At 63.1% G+C, this 22,021-nt stretch carries 14 protein-coding genes and 1 tRNA gene; 6 read left to right on the top strand and 9 right to left on the bottom strand.

What is annotated here, in order from left to right; genetic code table 11:
• Nucleotides 1–57: 57 nt before the first annotated feature.
• The gene (locus tag AC1RRJ_RS07140) at nucleotides 58–3,288 is read right to left on the bottom strand and encodes an amidohydrolase family protein (RefSeq protein WP_493121056.1); all 3,231 of its coding nucleotides are present in this window, start codon (nucleotides 3,286–3,288) and stop codon (nucleotides 58–60) included.
• A gap of 224 nt (nucleotides 3,289–3,512) precedes the next feature.
• Here AC1RRJ_RS07140 and AC1RRJ_RS07135 point away from each other — a divergent pair, with 224 nt between their 5' ends.
• Nucleotides 3,513–4,691: a CaiB/BaiF CoA transferase family protein gene (locus AC1RRJ_RS07135; protein ID WP_493121055.1), complete on the top strand. Its 1,179-nt coding sequence runs from the start codon at nucleotides 3,513–3,515 to the stop codon at nucleotides 4,689–4,691.
• 75 nt (nucleotides 4,692–4,766) lie between these two features.
• Nucleotides 4,767–5,642, top strand: a complete 876-nt coding sequence (gene yghU / locus AC1RRJ_RS07130; protein WP_493121054.1) for a glutathione-dependent disulfide-bond oxidoreductase — start codon at nucleotides 4,767–4,769, stop codon at nucleotides 5,640–5,642.
• Between the two features lie 22 nt (nucleotides 5,643–5,664).
• Here the strand turns inward: yghU and AC1RRJ_RS07125 are convergent, their stop codons facing one another.
• Nucleotides 5,665–6,741, bottom strand: a complete 1,077-nt coding sequence (locus tag AC1RRJ_RS07125; protein WP_493121053.1) for an MBL fold metallo-hydrolase — start codon at nucleotides 6,739–6,741, stop codon at nucleotides 5,665–5,667.
• 171 nt (nucleotides 6,742–6,912) lie between these two features.
• On the opposite strand from AC1RRJ_RS07125, the gene AC1RRJ_RS07120 reads away from it, so the two are divergent.
• Together AC1RRJ_RS07120 and AC1RRJ_RS07115 are read left to right on the top strand one after the other, a co-directional pair.
• Nucleotides 6,913–8,106 carry an acyl-CoA dehydrogenase family protein gene (locus tag AC1RRJ_RS07120; protein ID WP_493121052.1) on the top strand — a complete coding sequence of 398 codons (1,194 nt, stop codon included), beginning with the start codon at nucleotides 6,913–6,915 and terminating at the stop codon, nucleotides 8,104–8,106.
• Between the two features lie 109 nt (nucleotides 8,107–8,215).
• On the top strand, nucleotides 8,216–9,355 hold the full coding sequence (locus tag AC1RRJ_RS07115; protein ID WP_493121051.1) for an acyl-CoA dehydrogenase family protein: 1,140 nt from the start codon (nucleotides 8,216–8,218) through the stop codon (nucleotides 9,353–9,355).
• 96 nt (nucleotides 9,356–9,451) lie between these two features.
• Here AC1RRJ_RS07115 and AC1RRJ_RS07110 read toward each other — a convergent pair whose 3' ends face one another.
• The 5 genes from AC1RRJ_RS07110 to AC1RRJ_RS07090 form a co-directional block, all read right to left on the bottom strand.
• Nucleotides 9,452–11,932, bottom strand: coding sequence for a TonB-dependent receptor (locus tag AC1RRJ_RS07110; RefSeq protein WP_493121050.1), 2,481 nt, complete (start codon nucleotides 11,930–11,932; stop codon nucleotides 9,452–9,454).
• Between the two features lie 2 nt (nucleotides 11,933–11,934).
• Entirely contained in the window at nucleotides 11,935–12,870 is a 936-nt protein-coding gene (locus AC1RRJ_RS07105) for a FecR family protein (protein ID WP_493121049.1), read from the bottom strand.
• Complete coding sequence (locus AC1RRJ_RS07100) at nucleotides 12,863–13,381, bottom strand: RNA polymerase sigma factor (RefSeq protein ID WP_493121048.1); 519 nt, start codon at nucleotides 13,379–13,381, stop codon at nucleotides 12,863–12,865. The genes AC1RRJ_RS07105 and AC1RRJ_RS07100 overlap by 8 nt, the downstream gene beginning before the upstream one ends.
• 232 nt (nucleotides 13,382–13,613) lie before the next feature.
• Entirely contained in the window at nucleotides 13,614–16,826 is a 3,213-nt protein-coding gene (locus AC1RRJ_RS07095; protein ID WP_493121047.1) for an autotransporter outer membrane beta-barrel domain-containing protein, read from the bottom strand.
• A 124-nt stretch (nucleotides 16,827–16,950) separates the two neighbouring features.
• Entirely contained in the window at nucleotides 16,951–17,256 is a 306-nt protein-coding gene (locus AC1RRJ_RS07090; protein WP_493121800.1) for a sigma factor-like helix-turn-helix DNA-binding protein, read from the bottom strand.
• 562 nt (nucleotides 17,257–17,818) lie between these two features.
• Between AC1RRJ_RS07090 and AC1RRJ_RS07085 the strand changes: the two genes are divergently transcribed.
• Nucleotides 17,819–19,294, top strand: a complete 1,476-nt coding sequence (locus AC1RRJ_RS07085; protein ID WP_493121046.1) for a M20 family peptidase — start codon at nucleotides 17,819–17,821, stop codon at nucleotides 19,292–19,294.
• Between the two features lie 63 nt (nucleotides 19,295–19,357).
• Here the strand turns inward: AC1RRJ_RS07085 and AC1RRJ_RS07080 are convergent.
• Nucleotides 19,358–19,434 (bottom strand) — tRNA-Pro (locus tag AC1RRJ_RS07080).
• A 131-nt stretch (nucleotides 19,435–19,565) separates the two neighbouring features.
• Entirely contained in the window at nucleotides 19,566–19,826 is a 261-nt protein-coding gene (locus AC1RRJ_RS07075) for a hypothetical protein (protein WP_493121045.1), read from the bottom strand.
• Nucleotides 19,827–20,341: 515 nt separating this feature from the next.
• Here AC1RRJ_RS07075 and ettA point away from each other — a divergent pair.
• Nucleotides 20,342–22,021 (top strand): energy-dependent translational throttle protein EttA, encoded by a 1,680-nt coding sequence (gene ettA, locus AC1RRJ_RS07070; protein WP_493121044.1) that lies wholly within the window; start codon nucleotides 20,342–20,344, stop codon nucleotides 22,019–22,021.

Raw genomic sequence — 22,021 nt, 5'->3', positions numbered from 1 at the left:
GATGTTGCAACCCTCTCGTCACAAAATCGCGATCCCCCGCTAAAATACGGAAACAGCTCAGGGCTTCTCGGCCTCCCACCAATAGGCGGGACGCTTGCGATTCCCGGTCTCGGTCTCGTTCATCGTCAGCGGATCGTAGAGCCGCCCGCCAAGCATGACGCGGTGGATCTGTTCGCTGTTGCGGATATTCGTGGTCGGATCGGCGTCGAGAATCAGCAGGTCGGCGAGCTTGCCCACCTCGAGCGAGCCGACATCCTTCGCATAGCCGAGCGCGGTCGCGGGCATGATCGTTGCGGCGCGCAGCGCGTCGATATTGCTCCAGCCGCCGCGCACGAAGGACCAGATTTCCCAATGGGCGCCGACGCCGGCCTGCTGGCCGTGCGCGCCAATCGATACATTGCGGCCTGCGGCGGCGATCTTGCCTGCCTCGCGCGCCGAATCATCGTCGACATAATCGCCCTCGGGCGCGATCACGCGGCGCTTGTTGTTCGCGGCGAGTTCGGCGGGCGGGATATGGCGGGAAAGGATCGGCTGCTCCCAGACATTGGTGTGGGCGCGCCAATAGGGATCACCCGCCGGGCCGCCGTAAGTGACGACCAGGGTCGGGGTGTAGTCGACCTTCGTCTGGCCCCAGAGCTGCACCAGATCCTTGTAGAAGATATCGAGCGGGATATTGTGCTCGACGGTCGAATTGCCGTCCTGGATCAGTGTCACGTCCTGTGTGAAGAGCGAGCCGCCCTCGGGCACGACGGTCATCCCCTCGGCCTGCGCCGCTTTGACGACCATCTGGCGCTGTTCGCGGCGCGGCTGGTTGTAGTTTTTGACGCTGTGTGCACCCTGCGCCTTCAGGCGGCGGACATGCGCGAGCGCGTCGTCATAGCCGTTGATTTCGGCATAGACCCCCGCCGCCTTCGCACCATAGATGATCTCGCCGGTCGAAAAGATGCGCGGGGCGAGGATCAGACCGGCGCGTTGCATTTCTGACGAGACGAAGATTTCCGACGCACGCGACGATGGATTGTGACTGGTCGTCGTTCCCATCGCGAGGTTGACGATCTCGGACCAGTTCTGCTGCGGTACCAGTTCGTCGTCGCCATGGGGGCCGTGGGCATGGGCATCGACGAAGCCCGGAATGATCGTCTTGCCGGTGGCCTCGATGGTCACCGCGCCCGCCGGGACGGCGATCGCGCCCGCGGGGCCGATCGCGGCGATGCGGTCACCCTCGATCAGGATCATACCGTTTTCGATGGTGCCGCCGTCGGCACCCGCCATGGTGACAATCTTCGCGCCGGTGATGACGACGGTGCCTTTGTGCTTTGCTGCCGCCTGCACCATCGCCAGCGAGACGCCTTCGGTCGGCGGAGTGAATTTGGGCGCGTTGTCGTCGGTGGGCGCGCTAGCGAACAGGCTGGCGAGGTCGGCGCTGAACAAGGTCGCGCCGCGGCTCCAGTGGAGGCGGTTGCCGCCGTTCGACCAGTGAATATAGTCGGCGCCGCTGCCGCTGACGCGGGTGACGGGAAGCGCGCCGCTCTTCGTCCCCAGCGACACATCCTGCCCGCCGGGCATCAGCGGGGTGACATAAGCGTCGTAATTCTGGCGAAACGCCAGCGTGCGGCCATCAGGCGAAATTTCATAGTCGCTGACCAGCTCGCCGCCGGCATGGATGCGCTTGTCCTGACCGTTCAGGTCAGTGCTGACGAGCTGGCTTTTGCCGTCGGCGGCGGTGACCATGAAGATGCGGTCGCTTGCGCCGCCGAATTGCGGCTTGGCGCCGTCGTTGCTGACCCGCTCGGCAGTGCCGCCGGTCGCGGCAATGCGGTAGATACCGGGATTCTCGCCCCAGCGTTCGGAGCGCAGGCTGCCGCCCTTGCGCCGTTCGAAGGCGATCGTCTTGCCGTCGGGCGAGAAGCGCGGTTCGGCATAATGGCCAGGAACCGCCGTGACTTTGCGCGAGGTGCCGCCACTGGCGCCAGCGACATGGATTTCACCGAGCCCGGCGTCGGTCCAGCGCACGAAGACGACCGAACGCCCGTCGCGCGACCAGCTGGGCCAGAGTTCGAAGGCATCGTCCTTGGCCGAGGTCAGCCGCCGAGCGGCGCCGCCGGTCGCGGGCTTGATCCACAGCTTGCCGAGCGTTTCGAAGACGACGCTGCGCCCGTCGGGCGACACTTCGGCCCAGCGCGGCATTTGCGTCGTGAAGCTGTCGGGAGCGACCTCGACGGCGGGGTGGGTCGCGTCGATAATCACGCGATCATCGTTGATGGTGAAGGGGATGATCCGCGCTTCGCCGCCATTGCCGCCGACACGGCGCAGCTTGCCGCCCGCCCAGAAGAAGATAGCGCCGCTGTCCGGAGTCCACGCCATATTGGGATAGACGCCGGTGACGGCCCAGGTTTCCTGCACATCCTGATCGAGCGCGTCATAGACTTTGCGCTCGGCGCCCGAGGCCAGATCCTTGACGTAGAGTTTCGAGTGCGCGCCCTCGCGGCGGACGAAGGCGAGGCGTTTGCCGTCGGGCGACGGCGTCGGGCGGACCGCGCCGCCGGCCCCCGCAGCGATCGTCGTGACCGTGCCGTCGCCAAGGTCATAGCGTTCGATGTGGAACAGGTCGGTGTTGCTGTCCTGCGCATATTCGAAGATCGGGCCCGGGGTGACGTTGCGGGTGTAATAGACGCCCTTGCCGTCAGGGCTGACCACGGGCTCGCCGAGTTCCTTCTGGTGGCGTTCATCGGGCTTCTTGACCAGCGGCACACCTGCGCCGCCCGAGACATGATACATCCACACTTCGCCGGTGCCGAGTGAACGTCCGGTGGTGAAATGCTTTTTGGCGACGATGAACTGGCCGTCGGGAGTCCAGCTCGGCTGGTTGAGCAGGCGGAAATCCTCCTTGCTCAGCTGGCGCCGGTCGCTGCCGTCGCGGTTCATCAGCCAGATATTGTCGCCACCACCTGCGTCGGAGACGAAGGCGATGCGCTTGCCGTCGGGCGAAAAGCGCGGCTGATGCTCAAAGGCGAGCCCTGCAGCGATGCGCGTCGGGGTGCCGCCCTCGATCGGCATGGTGTAGATGTCGCCGAGCAGGTCGAAGGCGATCGTCCGCCCGTCCGGAGCGACGTCGATATTCATCCAGCTGCCCTCGTCGACCGCGATCGGCACTTTGCGCGTCGTCAGGCCGGGCGGGGCGTTGACGTCCCATTTTTCGGGCTTGGTTTCCGCCACAGGTGCGGTTTGCGCGAAGGCGGAGGTGGAACAGGCCAAGGCTGTCACAAGGGCGAGGGTGAAGCGCGTCATGAAATTGTCCCCGGTTGAAATATTGCTGTGACCATATGGTGCGAGCGCCAACATGCAAGTGACAGGTTTCGACGAAGAACTGGCAGCGTCGACGGGTGACGGCGAGTGGTAGATTTCCCTTTGTCGTCATACCGGGCTTGACCCGGCATCGCCTTCGCCTTCTTCTCCAAGACAGGCAGGCCCCGGATCAAGGCCGGGGTGACGAGGGTGAGGGAGAGCTAAGCGTGCCGCTGACAGGAATCCGGGTACTCGATTTCGGCCGCTATATTGCAGGGCCTTATTGCGCCGCGCTTCTCGCCGACTATGGCGCCGACGTCATTCGCATCGAGGCGCCGGGTGGCAACGATGATCGCTTTTCGGTCCCGGTCGCCGACGATGGATCGGGCGCGATGTTCATGCAGATGAACCGGGGGAAGCGAGGCTTGTCGCTGAAACCCGGCAGTCCGCAGGGACGCGAGATCGTCCGCCGACTGCTTGAAACCGCCGATGTCGTGATCGCCAACCTGCCACATGACGCGCTTGCCAAGCTGGGACTCGACTATGACAGCCTGTCGGCGACCAATCCACGCATCATCCTTGCCACGGCATCAGCATTTGGTAGCGAAGGGCCGCTGGCGCAAAATGTAGGCTTCGACGCCGTCGGGCAAGCGATGTCGGGCGCGGTGCACCTGACCGGAACCCTCGACCAGCCCTATCGTGCACAGGTCAATTATGTCGATTTCGGCACCGCACTGCACAGCGCCTTTGGCGTCATGGTGGCGCTGCGCGAACGCGAGGTGACCGGGAAGGGGCAATGCGTGTCGGGATCGCTGCTCGGCACCGCGCTGACCATGACCAACGCGCTGACGATCGACCATGCGCTCAACGGGATCGAGCGCCAGCCGATCGGCAACCGCGCCTTCAGCTCGGGCCCGACCGACATTTTTCGCACCCGCGATGGCTGGATCGTCACCCAGATCGTCGGCAATGGCATTTTTGTGCGCTGGGCCGAACTGATGGGGCGGCCCGAGCTTGTCGCCGATCCGCTTTATGTCAGTGACATCTTACGCGGCGATAATGGCGAGGAGCTGAGCGCGATCATGCGGCGCTGGTGCGCCGAGCGGACGAGCGCCGATGCGATCGCCGAGATGGGCGCTGCGCGCGTTCCCGCGGCGCCAGTGCTGCGCGCGGGTGAAGTGCTGGCGCAACCGCAGGTTGCGGCGATGGGGCTGGTCGAGCCGGTCGTCTATCCCGGTACCCCCGGTGCCATACCGGTGATCCGTGCGCCGATGACATTGTCCGGTACCGATAAGGTCCCGCCACAACGCGCACCGCAGGTCGGCGAACATACTGACGCGATCCTTGCGGAGCTTGGCTATGACGACGACGCGATTTCGGCTTTGCGCGCAGATAGGATTATTTGAGCCGACGAGGGTAGACGGCGCGGCGATAGGTACTTACGTTACCGATCAGTACAAAATTCAGCCCAGGAGCCCCCAATGACCGACAGTCAAGAATATGTGCCGCCGAAAATCTGGACCTGGGACAAGGAAAGCGGCGGGCGCTTTGCCAATATCAACCGCCCGATCGCGGGGCCGACGCACGACAAGGAATTGCCGATCGGCAGGCATCCGTTGCAGCTCTATTCGCTCGGGACTCCCAATGGGGTGAAGGTGACGGTAATGCTCGAGGAGCTTCTCGCGGCGGGGCATGAAGGCGCCGAATATGACGCCTGGCTGATCCGCATCAACGAGGGCGACCAGTTTTCGAGCGGCTATGTCGCCGCCAATCCGAACAGCAAGATCCCCGTGCTTGTCGATCACAGCGGCCCTGAGCCGATCCGGGTGTTTGAATCGGGGGCGATCCTGATTCACCTCGCCGAGAAGTTCGGTGAATTTCTGCCAACCGATCCCGCGAAGCGCGCTGAAGCGCTGTCGTGGCTGATGTGGCAAATGGGTAGTACGCCGTTTCTGGGCGGCGGTTTTGGCCATTTCTATGCCTATGCACCGTATAAGATGGAATATCCGATCGATCGCTATGCGATGGAGGTGAAGCGCCAGCTGGACGTGCTCGATCGCCGCCTCGCGGAAAGCGAATATATCGCGGGCGCCGATTACACGATTGCCGACATGGCGATCTGGCCCTGGTATGGCGCGCTGGCCAAGGGGCTGGTCTATGACGCGGGCGAGTTTTTGCAGGTACAGGATTATAAGCATGTCCAGCGCTGGACCGACCAGGTCGCGGCGCGGCCAGCGGTGAAGCGCGGCCGCATGGTCAATCGCGTGATGGGCGATCCCGCAAGCCAGCTCCACGAGCGGCACGATGCGTCCGATTTCGATTTGCGCACGCAAGACAAGCTTGAGGCGGCTGAATAGGCGGGGTCGGAACGCGGCAGCGTTAGAACCAGCTGCCGCGTTCGATCTCCTTGCTTCCCGCGGCAAGCGAGAAATATTGCCCGTCCTCGCCGATGATGATCGGACCGTCGAAACGCTTCGAGGCGTCGCCAAGGAAGGCGGCGTTGAAATAGGACGACGGCAGCGGAGGTACGATATGACTCAGCACCAGCATCTTCACGCCCGCGGTCTTCGCGCTGGCGGCCGCCTGTGCCGGGCTGGCGTGATAGTCGAGAATGTCATGCATGATTTCTGACGTCTGTTTGCGGCCGACTTTAGCCAGCCCGCGGACGAGTTCGTCGACCATCACCGGCTCCAGCGCTTCGTGGACGAGCAGGTCGGCACCGTTGGCGGCGCTTTCGACCGACTTTGACGGCGCAGTGTCGCCGCTCAGCACGATGCTGCGTCCCTTATAGTCGAAGCGATAGCCGACCGAGGGGTGGACGGGACGATGATCGACCGGAAAGGCGGTGACCGTCAGTCCGTCGGCTTGATAGACGACGACGGGCTTGTCGGGATCGCCAAAGGTCATCGCGGTCGCCCCCGCGGCCTCGGGAGGCGTATTGACGATGCCATGATGCGCGGTGCGATAGCCATTGTCGGCGGCGTAGGCGGCATTGAAGCCCGAAATCACCCGGTCGACGCCGGTCGGGCCATAGACGGGAAGGGGGCTCTTGTGGTTTGCCCCCGTCCAGCGCAGCAACATCATCGGCCCCATGCCGTCGATATGATCCGAGTGGAAATGGGTCAGGAACAGCGCGCGGATTTGCCCGTTTGGCAGGCCCATCAGCGAAATATTGCGCGCGCCGCCTTCGCCGGCATCGACGACGAACATCGCCTTGCCCGCTATGACGACGGTGCATGGTCCGGCGCGATTGCGGTTGGGCAGGGGCGATCCGGTGCCGCATAGCGCGATGTGCAGTCCGTCGGGCAAGCTGGCGAGCGGATCGCGCGCCATATTCCGCTCGACCCCGCGTTCGAACAGCCACGCTCCGATCGGTCTTTGAAAAAGGAAGGCGGCAGCCCCTGCGATACCGAGCAGCAACAGTCCCCACAGCGCGACGCGCTTGCCTTTGATCATCGTTCATCCCCCCACGGTCTTTCGCGCATCATGGGCCGGGTGGGGGCGCTGGACAAGCCGTGGGCTTGCGCGCATTCTGGGCGGCAAGGAAAGGGTTGCAGCCCGCAACTTACCGTTTACGTAAAGGTGAGCGCTTAGTATAAGGGCGCCATTGCCCAAGGGAGAATCGTCATGGACATGGAGTTCAGCCCCGAAGATCTGGCTTTCCAGCAGGAAGTCCGCCAGTTCATCGCCGAAAATTATCCGCCCGAACTGCGCGAACGGCAGGACGAGGGCGAAGAGATGTCCAAGGAGGATTTCCTCTCCTGGCACCGCATCCTTCACAAGAAGGGCTGGGTCGCGCCCGCATGGCCGGTCGAATATGGCGGCACCGGCTGGACGCCGACACAGCGCTTCATTTGGTCCGAGGAAACCGCGCGCGCCGACTGCATTCGCCTGATGCCCTTTGGCCTCGCGATGGTCGGTCCGGTGATCTACACTTTTGGTACGCCCGAACAAAAAGCCCATTTCCTGCCGCGCATCCTGTCGGGCGAGGATTGGTGGTGTCAGGGCTATTCGGAACCTGGTTCGGGGTCCGACCTTGCTTCGCTCCGCACCACGGCGGTTCGCGATCGCGATGATTATATCGTCAACGGCCAGAAGACCTGGACGACGCTGGCGCAGCATGCCGACTGGGGTTTCTTCCTTGTCCGCACCGACAAGGACGCCAAGCAGCAGGAAGGCATTTCATTCCTTCTGATCGACATGAAGTCGCCTGGCATCACCGTGCGCCCGATCATCACGCTGGGCGGTGAGCATGAAGTCAACGAAGTGTGGCTGGAGGACGTCCGCGTTCCGCAGTCGCAGCGCGTTTACGAGGAAAACAAGGGCTGGACCTGCGCCAAGTTCCTGCTCGCGCATGAACGCACCGGCATCGCTGGCGTCGCGGCATCGAAGCGCGCGATCGAAAAGGTCAAGGACATCGCCCGCACCGAAGTCGACGGCGACAAGCCGTTGCTCGCCAACGCCTTCTTCAAGCGCAAGGTGGCCGAGCTGGAAGTCGACCTCACCGCACTCGAGTTCACCGAGCTGCGCAGCCTTGCCGGTCCGAATGCGAACCGTGGTCCGGGGCCGGAATCGAGCCTGCTCAAGATCAAGGGCAGCGAAATCCAGCAGCGGCTGACCGAATTGGTGCTGGAAGCAGTGGGCCATTATGGCGCGCCTTATTTCCGCGGCTTCGGAGAGGGGGACAATCAGCATCCGATCGGGCCCGATTACGCCCATCGCGCCGCGCCGACCTATTTCAACACGCGCAAGACGACGATCTATGGCGGGTCGAACGAGATCCAGCGCAACATCATCGCGAAGATGGTTTTGGGTCTCTGATCCAAAACCACCCCGGACGTGATCCGGGGTCTCGGGCGGCCGTGAGGACCGCGAGCGGAAATGGGCCCCGGCTTACGCCGGGGAACGATGAAGATCAGGAACGAAGATAATGGATTTCACCTACACCGAAACGCAGGACATGATCCGCGATACGCTGTCGCGCTTCCTGGCCGACACCTATGATTTCGAAACGCGGCAAAAGTTCACCGCATCCGATGCCGGGCGCGACCCCGGCATCTGGCAGTCGCTGGCGCAGGAACTCGGCATGCTGGGTGCAGCCTTTTCCGAAGAGCAGGGCGGCCTTGGCGGCGGCGCTTTGGAAAATGCGATCGTGATGGAAGAACTGGGCAAGGTGCTGGGCATCGAGCCCTATCTGCCAACCGTCGTGATCGGCGGCGGCGCGCTGAAGGCCGTGGGCGGGGCGCAGGCCGACGCAATGATCCCCGAGATCATCGCCGGCAATGCGATCATCGCCTTTGCTTATGCTGAACCGCAGGGCCGCTACGACCTCGCCAACCTGCGCACCACCGCGAAGAAGGACGGCGCGGGCTATGTACTGAACGGCCATAAGGGTGTCGTTTATGCAGCCCCTTGGGCGACCCACCTGCTCGTTACCGCGCGCACCGGCGGCTCGCAGCGCGAGCGCGATGGCGTGTCGCTGTTCCTGATCGACGCGAACCTGCCTGGCATCGTCCGCCGCGACTATCCGACTGTCGACGGCAGCCGCGCTTCGGAAATCTATTTCGAAAATGTCGCGATCCCAGGCGATGCGTTGCTCGGCGGCGAAGGCACCGGGTTGGGACTGATCGAACAGATCGTCGACGAAGCCACCGTCGCGACCTGCGCCGAGGCGACCGGCGTGATGCAGAAGCTGCACGAAGGCACGCTGGAATACACCCAGCAGCGCAAGCAGTTCGGCGTACCGATTGCGAAGTTCCAGGTGCTGCAGCACCGCATGGTCGACATGTTCATGGAGGTCGAACAGGCACGTTCGATGACGATCATGGGGGTGCTGAAGCTCGACTTGCCGGCGAACGAGCGCATGGCGGCGGTGTCGGCGGCCAAGGCGAAGGTCAGCCGCGGCGCGAACTTCGTGGGTCAGAACGCAGTGCAGACCCATGGTGGCATCGGTATCACGCAGGAATTGGCGATCGGCCATTATTTCAAGCGCGCGACGATGATCGAGAGCCAGTTCGGAAGCCATGATTATCATATGGAGCGTTACGAGCGATTGACGCTCGGCGAATGACGCACGGCCCTCCCTGTCGCGCTGCGATGGGGAGGGTGACCATCGGCTAAACCGCCGCCACCTCCCATGCCTGCAACACTGGGGTGATTTTAGAGCTCAATAGGCGACGTCGACGGCGATCCGAAGTGTGCGCGGGCGCAGCGGCGTCATAAAGCCTTCATTCCCTTCGACGAACGGCGTCCCGAGCGAGAAGCGATTGCCACGGGAATCGAAGAGATTGGTCAGGGTGAACGACAGGCCGCGTCGCGCATTGCCGACACGCATCGCTAGTCCGGTGTCGATATAGTCGCCCTGGCTTTCGCCAAGCACCGGTCCGATGCCGAGCCGTGACGGACCGACATAATTGGCCCAGCCGTTCAGCCGTAAATCCTCGTCCCCGATCAGCGTCACATAGTTGACCGAACCGCGCACCGCATGACTTGCAACATTGGGAATGCGGCCGAGGCGGCCGGGCGCAGCCTGCGCAACCAGTGCGATCGCGGGCGCGAGCTTCCCGACCCGGCTGTGATTGTAAACCGCACCAAGTTCGAAGGTCAGTGCATTGGTCGGCCGAACTGCAACCGCGCCCGACAAGCTGGTGATCCGCCCGTCGCCGATGTTTGCGGTGGTGGGGAAGCCATTGCCATCGATGAAGTCGGCCTGGATATCGCGCCAGTCACTGTGGGATATTGAAACGCTGGCGTCGAACGGCGTTTCGCCCCTTTGCCCGACACGAATGCCGCCTTCCCATGTGCGGACCTGATCGTTGCGGAACCGGCGCACGAAATCGCGGTCGATCGCCAGACCGCCGGGTCGGAACCCTTCCTGGTAACGCACGTATAGCCGGACAAGATCGAACGGCATTGCGAGCAGCGAGAAAGACGGCAACAGATCGGTTTCGTTGCGATAGGCGGTCGTCGCGCGGCCCGCTTCTTCGACATCGAAGGCGACGCCCTCGGCACTGCCACCGAGGCGTGCGCGCGACAGTCGAAGCCCGCCTGATGCGATCAGGTCGGGCATCAGTTCGACTGTCGCTTCGGCATAACCGGTGAATTCGGTGATCTGGTTCGTGACGCCGGGGAGGATCGCGCGGAGGCCGCCATAGCCATACTCGCGCTTCTGCCGCGTCCGGTTATCGACGAAACTTGCACCGATCACCCAACCCAGGCCGTCATGATATGGGCGCGACAGTCGATTTTCGCTAACGAACATGCGTGTCGCATTATGCTGATCGAGCACGCGCGGCACGTCGGCCAATGGCTGGATGTCGAGCGGCGCGAACAGCCGGGATACGTCAACGATCCCCGCCGAGATGGTATTGCCGGGTGGTGGCGGATTGCGAAGGCTGGCGTCGAAGCGTTCGAACAGGCGGTGAGTGATCCAGGCGTTGGACGACTGAAAATGCAGCCCGTCCCAATCCTTCATCACCACCACCGTGCCCATGCCATAGCGCGCGGTGGCATTTTGCTCGACCATCGAGCGCAGGCTCAGTGGCGGCGCCTCCTTGCTGACGAACTGCGCGTCGTCGGCGACTATGGCCTGATAGACGCCGCCCAGATCGACGGTCCAGTCATTGCCCGCGTCGAAACGGAACGTCCCGCGACCGCCGCGAACGTGAACGCGATTGATGTCATTTTGGCCGCGCAGCGGATTGTCGATATAGCCGCCGTCGGTCAGCATATAGCCGACGAGGCGCAGTGCATGGCCATTGTCGCCGACCGGCAGGTTCGCGATCGTCGCAATGTCCCCGCCGGGATCGCCGTGCTGGGTCAGCGAGATGCCCGCGATCGCCTGAACCGACATCGCGCGCGGGTCGGGCGCCTTGGGGGTCACCCTGATGATACCGCCGAGCGATCCGGCGCCATAAAGGGTGCCCTGCGGCCCTTCGAGAATCTCGACATTATCGACGTCGTAAAGGCGCAGATCGGGGTCGGGCGCATTATAGCTGAGGCGGATATCGCCCAGATATTGACCGACTGTGGCTTGGGTCGGGCCGGTGAAGCTGGAATCGGCGATGCCGCGGATGAACAGCTTGTTTCGTCCCGATCCCAAATGGGTCGAGGAAACGGTGGCGACGCGCGACAGGATCGAATCCATTCCGCGCTCGCCGCCAAACGCCAAATCGCCGCCGTCCAGCATGGAGGCGACGCCCGCGAGATGCGAGTAGGGCAGGTCGGTTTTCGACGCGGTGACGATGATCTCGTCCTGCGGCCGGGCGATGGTGTCCCTCACCGGTTCGCGCGTACGCGGTTGCAGTACCGGGGAAGGCGGCGAGGTCGAACGCCGCGCCACCCGGTATGGTCGGCGCTCGATCCGCCAACTCGTCGTGCTCACCCGTATCGCGCGAGCGTCGGACCCGGCGAGCATGCGGCGAATCGCCTCTTCGACACTCATCCGCCCGCGGACGGGCTTGACGCGCGCCTCCCACAATTTCGCATCGACAACACTGATACTGACCCCGGCCTGGCGGCTGAGGACGGGCAGAGTGTTCGACAAATTGCCCTTGGGGACGTCAAACGCACGCTCTTCCGCCGCCACGGCCTGGACCGGAAGGCTCAGCATCACCGCTGCCACGACCAAGGGAAGGCGGCTGGTCATGCTCAGCGCGTCAGCACCCAGCCATCGCCGCGCCGCGCCGCCTTCGTTCCCGACAATGCTGCAAGATCGGCAACCGTCCGGCTCCGGTCTTCATCGACAATCAGTGCGCCGCGAAAGGACAGCTCGGCGGCTTCGGGGGAGATCGTCACGCTCATCCCCGCGGTGCGTTTCAGATCCTCGGCGACGACGGCAAGCGGAGTGCCGTTGTAGACGAGCAACCCGGATCGCCACCCGCCAACGCTGGCAATATCGACGGGCTGGGCGACCGGCGCCTTGGTGTCGCCGTCGCGGGCCTCGATTCCCTGACCAGCAATGACACGGACACTGTCGCGGTCGGGATTGTAGAGCACAATGCCTTCGGACACCGCCACCGAGGTCTGGCGGCTGCGGCGGACGACGTTGAACGCGGTGCCCAGATCGACGATCTTCGCTCCGCCGGCTTCGACAATGAACGGGTCGGTGTCGCGGTGGATGACGTGGAACATCGCCTCGCCCGATTCCAGCCGGGCGAAACGCGGGCGATCCTTGTCGAGTTCGATCACCGAGGCGCCATTGATCTCGATTTTCGACCCGTCGGCAAGGTTAATCGTGCGATGCTCGCCCGCCGCGGTTTCGATGCGCTGCGCGCCGCCGAACAATCCCAGATTGGGCAGGACGACCGCGGCGGCAAGCGCGGCCGCAATCGCGCCGCCGAACCAGGCGCGGCGCGAGGGGCGGCGGGGCATTTCGGTGACGATCGTCACGACGGGCGTCTCCGCGGGGGACAGCCCATCAAGGTCGTGATCGAGGCTGGCGACCATATCATAGGTTTCGGAATGTTCGGGCGCTTCGGCCAGCCAGTCGGCAAAGCCGTCCCAGTCGTCGAATGCGGAATCGCGCTGGCGGATCAGCCAGTCGATTGCATGCGCTTCGGCGGCGGTGCGTGCGTCATTATGCATCGAACTGCCTCCGCACTGCGACCAGAGCCGCGTAGACCTTGCGCAAATCAGCCTCGACGGTGCTCAGACTGACGCCCATTTCGCCCGCGATCTCGCGCTGGGGCAGTCCGTCGACGCGAAAGCGGTGGAAGATGCGGGCCGACCGATCGCCGGTCGCCGCGATCGCCTGTTCGACCTGCAAAAGCTGCTGGCGCGAGATCAGCACGGTTTCAGCCGATGGCTTTTGTACCGCCATGGCTTCGCCCCACGCCGCGTCGCGCAATTCGCGCTGGCGCGCCGAACGATAGCGGTCGAGCATCAGATTGTTCGCAGCGCGCATGACATAAGGCAGCGGATCGGCGACCGGGCCGGCTGTGCGTTCGGTCAACCGCATCCACAGATCCTGGAACAAATCCTCGGCCGCATCGCCCGCGCCGCGCAGCTGCAAAAAGCGCACGATGCGGTCGCGGTTGGCGAGCAATACGCCTTCAATGCCTTGCGGGGCGTCGGTTCGATCTTTCGCCTCGGTCATGAATTGCTTGCTTTGGAACGCCATGTTTCGCGGATGAACGCCGCCCCGGCGCGCGCCGCACGCCCCCCTGATGCCGCCGTCATATAGCGTCACCACCGCGCCGTGCAACCGCGATGCGTTTGGGGAAAGGGCGGCGAGTGCGTTCATTTCAATTTCGTCCATGAAGCCAAGGCAAGGGGGAAGCGAGATAGGAGGGGTGCTTCCCCCTTGCACAGGGCCGGCCGAGGGGGGCTTACAGGCCGACCCGCAGGCTCGCGCGGAAAGCCCAGGCCATATGGCTTTGCTGTTCTTCCGCGGAGATTTCGCCGCCGACCTGGAAGGCGGAGTTTCCGGCAGTGCCGCGGAAACGACCGATCCAACCGCTCGTACGGTCATCAGGGGTGAGGGTGAAGGGATCGCCGTTCTTGAACGACGCGGTGGTGGCGCCGAGCATACCGCTGACGATCTGGCGGCGGCCGCCTTCGAGTTCGAAGCGGGTCCAGCCGTCATATTCGTCGGCGCCGCCGAATTCCAGGCCGATCGCGACGGTGCCCGACACCGCCAGCTCGTCGCTGTCGCGGCTGAGAACGGTAAGGTTCAGTGCGTCGTTGCCGCCGGTTTCGGTATAGCCGTCTTCCTTCAGCTTGTAATAATCGACCGCCAGCGTCGGACGGATGGTGAAGCCCGCCGCCTTGGTGTCATAAGCGACCGAGCCCGATGCCGAATAAAGCTTGGCGTCCCATTTGCCGCGGACGGTTTCCTCGATATCGTTCGCCCCGGCTTCGGCGCTGAAAATGCGCGTTCCCTTGAGGCTGATCGGGGCGCCCGCAACGCGGGCATGGGCAATAAGGCCACCCGAACGGAGACGCCAGTGCAGCGCGCCTTCCCACTGGTTCGAGCTGACTTCATTGGCGTTCGCGCTGTTGCCGTCCTTGCCGTTCAGATAGGCGACCGAGCCACCGAAATTGCCGGCATCGGTTTCGATTTCGGCGCCGAGCGAGATGCCCCAGCCGGTGACGTCATAGCCTGCGGTGTCGCCGATGCTCTTCGACGTGCCCCACACGGCCTGGTTCACCCAATAGCCCCATTTGCCCTCGTCCTGATACGGTGCACTGGGGTCCTGGAGGAAGCGCGACAGCGCGCGCGAGCCCGAGGTGACGGTTTCGAACACGCCGCCTTCGTGCTCGGGCAGCATCTGGCCGAGCTGATTGCGGAACTGGCCACCATCGACGATGCCCAGGAACACGCCTTCGACCTTCTTGTTCGCCGGCAAGGCGTCGATCACGGCATTGAAGGCGCCGGCTTCCGACCGGTTGAGGCCGAGTTCCGTCACGCTCTTGCGGGACACGTCGACGATCAACTGGGTCGCGTTGGACGTCAGCGTGCCCTTGTAAAGGAATGGCAGCAGCGTCGACGAGGTGGTCAGATTGTTCGCACCATTCAGCGTTCCTGCGGTCAGCACGACATGCTTGCCTTCGGCTTTGTCGAGGCTGGTCAGCTTGAGCGCAAGTTTGGATTCGGCACCAAAGCTGGCATTACCCGTGACCTGCAGTGCGGTTCCCGTGTTGTCCCCGTCGAGGGTGACACCAAGGATACCCTTGTCGGTCACCGACAGCGACGAAATGGTCGCGGCGCCGACAACGTCGAAGGTGCCGCCGCTGACCGACACGGCCAGCCCTTGCGAATTGAGCAGACGTCCCGAGAACTTCGATGTTCCGGCGATCGACATCGTGTCGCTGCCGCCGCCGAAATCGGCAACGCCGCCGAATTTCGACGTGCCGGCCAGCGTAATGCTGTCGTTGCCGCTGCCGAAACGTGCGGTGCCGTCAAAAGTGGCATCGCCCGAGAGCGCCAGCTTGTTGTTGCCGGCGCCGAAGAAGCTATCGCCCTTCACCGAACCGTCGGCGATGTCGAAGACATCGTTGCCGCTACCAAAACGGACGTCGCCGACGATCGTCGGCGCGGTGACCCCCGATGCGACCGCAGTCTGCTTGACGGTGGCCCCGGTGGTGTTCGCTGACAGGTCGATGGCGATATTACGGCCGGACGAAGCAAGCGCGCCGGTAGCACTGATCGAGCCGCTATTTTCGATCGTGGTGACCTTGCCCGACAGATCGACGATGCCGCGCGCGGTGCCATTGTCACCGCCCGTCTTGGCAGCAATCGTGCCGCTGTTGCGGATCAGCGGGACAGTGCCGCCCGCGTCGATCACGATGGCGGTTGCGACGGCACCCGCGACATTGCCGGCGGTCGTTGCCTCGATCTTGCCCGCGTTACGGATTTCGGGGGTGCTTGCACCATTGCCGATGCGGATCGCGGTTGCGGCGGTGTCCTTCGAAAGCGCTTGAACGCTGCCGGAGCCACCGATCCCGATGCCGCCAGCGATGGTCACCGCACCGCCAAGGCCGCCGATCTGCATGCCGTTGCCATCCTTGCCGGTATAGACGCCGTTACCGATGACCGAACCGTCGATGATAAGACCAAGGCCGGTACCCGTTCCTGCGACGGGACCAATCGTCACGGCTTGGGTCGCTGACCCGATCCGGATGGCGGCAGCCGAACCAAAGGAGCGCACCGAAGCGCTACCTTCCTTGGAATCTTCGATGCCGTCCTTGTCTTCGTCATTATCGGTCGTGCTCGAATCCTTGGGGGGAATGGCAAGAACGATGCCGCCCGTCACATTGCCTTCGATCGACAGTGCGGGACCGCCAATCAACAGGTCGTCGGCGTCGAGTTTCGACGGATCGGCCGGCGGGGTAACGGTGCGATAGCCGGTTGCGGTCAGATTGCCCTGAACGACGAGCGCGCCCGTGATGTTACCGGAAAGCCGCGCGGCCATCGCATCAACACCGGTCCCGCTGATCTCGCCGGCAAGGCGGACGTTGCCGGTCACATCCTGCAACCCGATGCCGAGCGCGCGGTCGCCAAGGACCTGAACGGTGCCGTTGTTGGTGAAATTCCCGGTCACCGGGCCGCCGAGACGGATGCCGGCCGAATCATTGCCTTTTACCGTGATCGTTCCGGCGTTGACGATATCACCGGTGAAGGCTCCGCCCGTCGCGATGCCGACGCGGTTGCTGCCGACCGCAAAGGGGCCGTCGATATCGCCGTCCTTGTCAATGTCGGTCGGCGCATAGGTTTCGGTGATGTTGATCTTGCCCGACGCGGCATTGTTGATGCCGCTCGTCACCCCGGCGTTGGCGAAGATGCCCGTTGCGCCGTCGACGTTGCTGAACTCGATCGTGCCTTCGTTGACGACCTTGTGATTGCTGTCGATGGTGACCGCGGTGCCGCTGCCGGGCTTCACCGACCCGGCTGACGTGATCTTCACATCATCGGGTGCGCCCGCCTTGACCGTCGACGTGCGAACCGGCGTCGTCGTGGCGGTGGTGATCGTCGTTTCAGCGTGGACGGGTAGCGAAGCGAAGGTGGCGAGGCAGGTGGAGGCCAGCAAAATCTTGCGCATTGATTTCCTCTTGTGATTTCGGTCGGGAGTCCTCCCGGGACAAACACAAGACGGAGCCAGGGCCGCCGGACCTTGAAATAATATGCGTGATAGGGATTATGGCGGACAGGGTGGATTTCTGAATTCAAATCCAAGAAATTGTAACGGCTTTACAATCATATATCCGCGACACCTTGTCCCACACACCCGCAAGAATGTGACCCAGACTGCCAAGCCTCTGTGCCACGGATATCGAAATTTGTGGATGTTTCTCCCTCCTTGGCTTGGGGCGAGAGCGAGCAACGGCCTCCCGGCCGCCGGATTGATCTCGCGAAGACGCGCTCGCCAGATGGGCCTTCACCGAGTCGGGGGTGAGATCGAGGAGAGCGGCTATTTCGGCGCGGGGCTCGTCGAGAACCTCCTTCAGGATCAGGACACTGCGTTGAAGGATGGGGAGGTCGGTGAAGCGGGATATCGCTGTCTCGATAGCCTCTCGCCATCATTGTCTCCGCAGGATCAGCGCTGTCCGGGTCGGCGATGCTGGTTGTGGGCTCGATCGGCCACATAGCAAGTCGAGAGCCTCGGCGCCGCGTGCAACGACGGTCACCTTCGCGCCTTGATGGACGAGCACCTTCCACCAGCCCCAGCCCAAGGTCGCGGCTTCCACTGGTGACAACAACCGTCTTGTCTTTCAGACTCACGATCATGCTCCGCTACATCGATGGAGCCAAGACGATCGAGGGGGACAAAAAGAGACAGGCCTGCCGGAAAATGCTCCAAGTATAGCCGGAAGTTGAAGAATCCGGCCCCGGTCCACGGCACCCGATTGAGGGGTCGAGTCGCTGCGCATCCGATTGCTATGAAACTGGCGCGGAATGCCATCACAGTGTGCCCGCTGTACAATCAGGCCGTTGGACGTACTGCAAGTCGTTTTGGAGATGCCGGGCCCACCATTTTCCCTTGCCTTTCAGGGGCTATGGCGGTCCATTGTCCCTCAACAGAGGGAGAGAGACATGGGGAAGCGTCGGAATATCCTGTTGGGCGGGCTGGCGGTCGTTGCGATTGCGGCGGGCGTTGTGGCGGTTCGCACCGCGACTTTTGCGCCTGCAGGCGTCGCCGATGGCAGCGATGTACGGCTCGCTGCGGTGCCAGCCTATGACCTGGATGCTGCGGTCCGACATCTCAGCGCCGCGGTGCAACTCCGGACGGTCTCGCATCAGAACCCGGTCGAAAATGAAACGGCCGAATGGGACAAGCTGCACGCCTGGCTTGCGACGACCTATCCGGCGACGCATGGGGCGATGACGCGCACGATCTTGCCCAACCGCACACTTGTCTATCACTGGGCGGGCTCCGACCCGTCGCTGCAACCGATCATCGTCATGGCGCATCAGGATGTCGTGCCGGTCACCGCAGGGACAGAGGGCGACTGGAAATATCCGCCCTTTGCGGGGACGATTGCCGAAAAGGCGGTGTGGGGCCGCGGCACGGTCGACGACAAGGGTTCGCTGGTCGGCCTGTTCGAGGCGACCGAAGCGCTGGCCAAGGCGGGTTTCCGGCCCAAGCGCGGAATCTATCTCGTCTCGGGTCATGACGAAGAGGTCGGCGGCACCGGCGCTGTCGCGGCGGCGGCAAAGCTGAAGGCTGACGGCGTCAAGGCGATCTTCACGCTGGACGAAGGCAGCATCGTCCTCAGTGACACGCCAGTGATCGGTGGCCCTGCCATCCTCATAGGCATCGCCGAAAAAGGCTATGCGACATTGAAGGTCACCGCCAATGCGCCGGGCGGACACAGCTCGATGCCCCCGGCCGAAACCGGCGTCGGAACGCTCGCGCGCGCGATCACTGCGATCACCGACAAGCCTTTCCCGATGGAGATACGCGGTCCCGGTGCATTGATGCTCGAATCGCTCGCGGCGGCGAAGGGCGGCACGACCAAAATTGCGGTGGCGAACCAGTGGCTGCTCGGATCGCAGGTCAGGAAACAGCTCGCCGCGTCGCCGACAAGTGCCGCCGGCTTTCACACCACGATCGCGCCGACGATGCTGGAGGGCAGCCCGAAGGAGAATGTCCTGCCGCAGTCGGCAAATGCGCTGATCAATTATCGCATCGCGCCTTGGGATCGCTCAGCCGACATTTTGGCGCGGGCGAAGGCCGCGGTGGGCGACACGCCGGTCGACTTTGCCTGGGTGACGCCGCCGCGCGAACCCTCGCGCGTGTCGTCGACCACCTCACCGGGCTGGAAATGGATCGCCGCCGCCGCCCGCGCCGACGCGCCCGATGCGGTGCTCGCGCCGATGCTCGTCGTGGGAGGAACCGACAGCCGGAATATGGAGCCTGTGTCGGACGATATTTACCGCTTCATGCCGATGCACTTCACGGTCAAGGAATCGGCGATGATCCACGGCACCAACGAGCATATGAAGATCGACAGCTTTCGCCGTATGATCGATTTCTACGCACGGCTGATCGCGACGTCGGCGGGGTAGGGCGGATGGGACAGGGGGGCGTGGAGGGCCCATTGCCCTGATCGCTCACCCTTGCTGGATAAATGGTCGGGGAGATAGGATTCGAACCTACGACCCTCTGCTCCCAAAGCAGATGCGCTACCAGGCTGCGCTACTCCCCGACTGGTTCGCGCCTTAAACAGGCTGGCGGCCGAAGTCTATCCGCCATCTGTGTTCAGACGACGAGTTTGGGAAAATCAGGCAAAGAAAAAGGCGGCCTTCCCGAAGGAAGGCCGCCCTGATCTCGTTTCAGTCATGCCCCGAGGGGCTGTGACTTACTTCTTTGCTTCAGCCGGAGCAGCAGCAGCGGCCGGAGCAGCAGCGGCATCAGCCGGTGCAGCAGCGGCAGCAGCAGCGTCAGCCGGAGCAGCAGCAGCGGCTTCAGCGCCGGTTGCAGCAGCTTCGGCACCAGCAGCAGCGGCGTCAGCGCCAGCAGCAGCGGCGTCGGCGCCTTCTTCTGCGACTGCTTCAGCAGCAGGAGCTTCGGTGGTTGCTTCTTCAGCAGCCTTTTCACCGCAAGCGGCGAGGGCGAACATGCTGGCAGCAACGGCGATAGCAGCAAACTTCTTCATGGTGTGTGGGCTCCCTAAAATGCCTTACCGCGTCGGGGAAACTTTCCCGTTCCGCGAGCCGCGGGATTTAGCCTTTCCGCATGAATCGTCAACAAAAATAATTGAGTTGGCCGCAGCGCGCGGAAATCTGTCATTTCCCGGAAACAATCATGCCCTCACAGCGGGGCCATGATTGGGGAGAATCGCCATTATACCCGGCAGGATGATGATTTCCCGGCGCGATGGCATGGGATTTATCCGATGTCCTGCGCCGCAGAATAGTGGTCGCGGGCGGGCATGGCGAGGGCCATCGCGTCAGAGATTGAACGCTTCGACGCGTGGCGCAACCAGTGTGCCGCAGCGCTGTGCCCCGCACGCGTCGATTGCCAAGGCGCAGCCTATTCGCTAACCGGCCCCCAATTCCATATTCCTCATGGCCGCGCGCGCGTGAGCCAGTCAGCTTTCGGAGCAAATTTCCATGGCCGCCCAATATAGTTTCGTGATGAAGGGTCTGAACAAGACCTATCCTGGCGCGCAAAAGCCGACGCTCAAGGATCTGAGCCTGCAATTTTATCCCGATGCCAAGATCGGCATCGTCGGCCCGAACGGCACGGGCAAGTCGACGCTGATGAAGATCATGGCCGGCATCGATACCGAATTTTCGGGTGAGGCATGGCCGGGCGAGGGCATCACCGTCGGCTATCTGGCGCAGGAGCCAGAGCTCGATCCGACCAAGACGGTCAAGGAAAATGTCATGGACGGCGTCCGCGGTGTTGCCGACATGATGGACCGTTTCAACGAGATCAGCACGCTGATGGCCGATCCGCCCGCCGACGCCGATTTCGACGCGCTCATGGAAGAAATGGGCACGCTTCAGGAAAAGATCGATGCGGTCGACGGCTGGACGCTCGACAACCAGCTCGAAATCGCGATGGAAGCGCTCCGTTGCCCACCGGGCGACTGGGGCGTCGAGAATCTCTCGGGCGGTGAAAAGCGCCGCATTGCGCTGACCCGCCTGCTCCTCGAAAAGCCGTCGATCCTTCTGCTCGACGAACCAACCAACCACCTCGACGCCGAAAGCGTCGCGTGGCTCGAAAAGCATCTGGTCGATTATCCCGGCAACGTCATCCTCGTCACCCACGATCGCTACTTCCTCGACAATGTCGTGAACTGGATCCTCGAACTCGATCGCGGCCGCTATTTTGTCTATGAAGGCAACTACTCCACCTATCTCGAGAAGAAGGGCAAGCGCCTCGAGCAGGAATCGCGCGAGGACGCGGGTCGCCAGAAGGCGATCAAGGACGAACTCGAGTGGATTCGCCAATCGCCGAAAGCCCGTCAGGCCAAGTCAAAGGCGCGTATCAAAAGCTTCGACCAGCTGGTTGAGGCGCAGGAAAAGCGCATTCCCGGCAAGGCGCAGATTGTCATTCAGGTTCCTCAGCGTCTCGGCGGCAAGGTCATCGAGGTCGAGGGAGTGTCCAAGGCCTATGGCGACAAGCTGCTCTTCGAAGATTTGTCCTTCTCACTGCCGCCGGGCGGCATCGTCGGCGTGATCGGCCCGAACGGCGCGGGTAAATCTACGCTGTTCAAGCTGATCACCGGCCAGGAAACTCCCGACAGCGGCAAGGTGACGATCGGCGACACCGTCCATCTCGGCTTCGTCGACCAGAGTCGCGACGATTTGAAGTCCGACAACAATGTCTGGCAGGAAATCTCGGGCGGTGCCGAAATGATGAACATCGGCAAGCACGAGATGCAGACCCGTGCCTATGTCGGTGCGTTCAATTTCAAGGGTGTCGACCAGCAGAAGAAGGTCGGCCAGCTGTCTGGCGGCGAACGTAACCGCGTCCATATGGCCAAGATGCTGAAGGAGGGTGGCAACGTCCTCCTGCTGGACGAGCCGACCAACGATCTCGACACGGAAACGCTGGCGGCGCTCGAAGAGGCGCTTGAGAATTTCGCGGGCTGCGCCGTGGTCATCAGCCACGATCGCTTCTTCCTCGATCGCCTCGCTACGCATATTCTGGCGTTCGAAGGCGACAGCCATGTCGAATGGTTTGAAGGCAATTTCGGGGCGTATGAAGAAGACAAGATTCGCCGCCTCGGCGAAGGCGCAACGCGCCCGCACGCCACTACCTACAAGAAACTGTCGCGCTGA

It is taken from the genome of Sphingopyxis sp. GW821-FHT12C06, from assembly GCF_058807415.1.
This window is presented reverse-complemented; position numbering and strand designations above follow the sequence as displayed.

Excerpts from the sequence above, each read along its gene's own strand:
- ettA (WP_493121044.1), top strand. The coding sequence starts at position 20,342 with ATGGCCGCCCAATATAGTTTCGTGATGAAGGGTCTGAACAAGACCTAT.
- AC1RRJ_RS07100 (WP_493121048.1), bottom strand. The coding sequence starts at position 13,381 with ATGACCGAGGCGAAAGATCGAACCGACGCCCCGCAAGGCATTGAAGGC.
- AC1RRJ_RS07120 (WP_493121052.1), top strand. The coding sequence starts at position 6,913 with ATGGACATGGAGTTCAGCCCCGAAGATCTGGCTTTCCAGCAGGAAGTC.
- AC1RRJ_RS07110 (WP_493121050.1), bottom strand. The coding sequence starts at position 11,932 with ATGACCAGCCGCCTTCCCTTGGTCGTGGCAGCGGTGATGCTGAGCCTT.
- AC1RRJ_RS07140 (WP_493121056.1), bottom strand. The coding sequence starts at position 3,288 with ATGACGCGCTTCACCCTCGCCCTTGTGACAGCCTTGGCCTGTTCCACC.
- AC1RRJ_RS07115 (WP_493121051.1), top strand. The coding sequence starts at position 8,216 with ATGGATTTCACCTACACCGAAACGCAGGACATGATCCGCGATACGCTG.
- AC1RRJ_RS07125 (WP_493121053.1), bottom strand. The coding sequence starts at position 6,741 with ATGATCAAAGGCAAGCGCGTCGCGCTGTGGGGACTGTTGCTGCTCGGT.
- AC1RRJ_RS07085 (WP_493121046.1), top strand. The coding sequence starts at position 17,819 with ATGGGGAAGCGTCGGAATATCCTGTTGGGCGGGCTGGCGGTCGTTGCG.
- yghU (WP_493121054.1), top strand. The coding sequence starts at position 4,767 with ATGACCGACAGTCAAGAATATGTGCCGCCGAAAATCTGGACCTGGGAC.
- AC1RRJ_RS07095 (WP_493121047.1), bottom strand. The coding sequence starts at position 16,826 with ATGCGCAAGATTTTGCTGGCCTCCACCTGCCTCGCCACCTTCGCTTCG.
- AC1RRJ_RS07105 (WP_493121049.1), bottom strand. The coding sequence starts at position 12,870 with ATGCATAATGACGCACGCACCGCCGCCGAAGCGCATGCAATCGACTGG.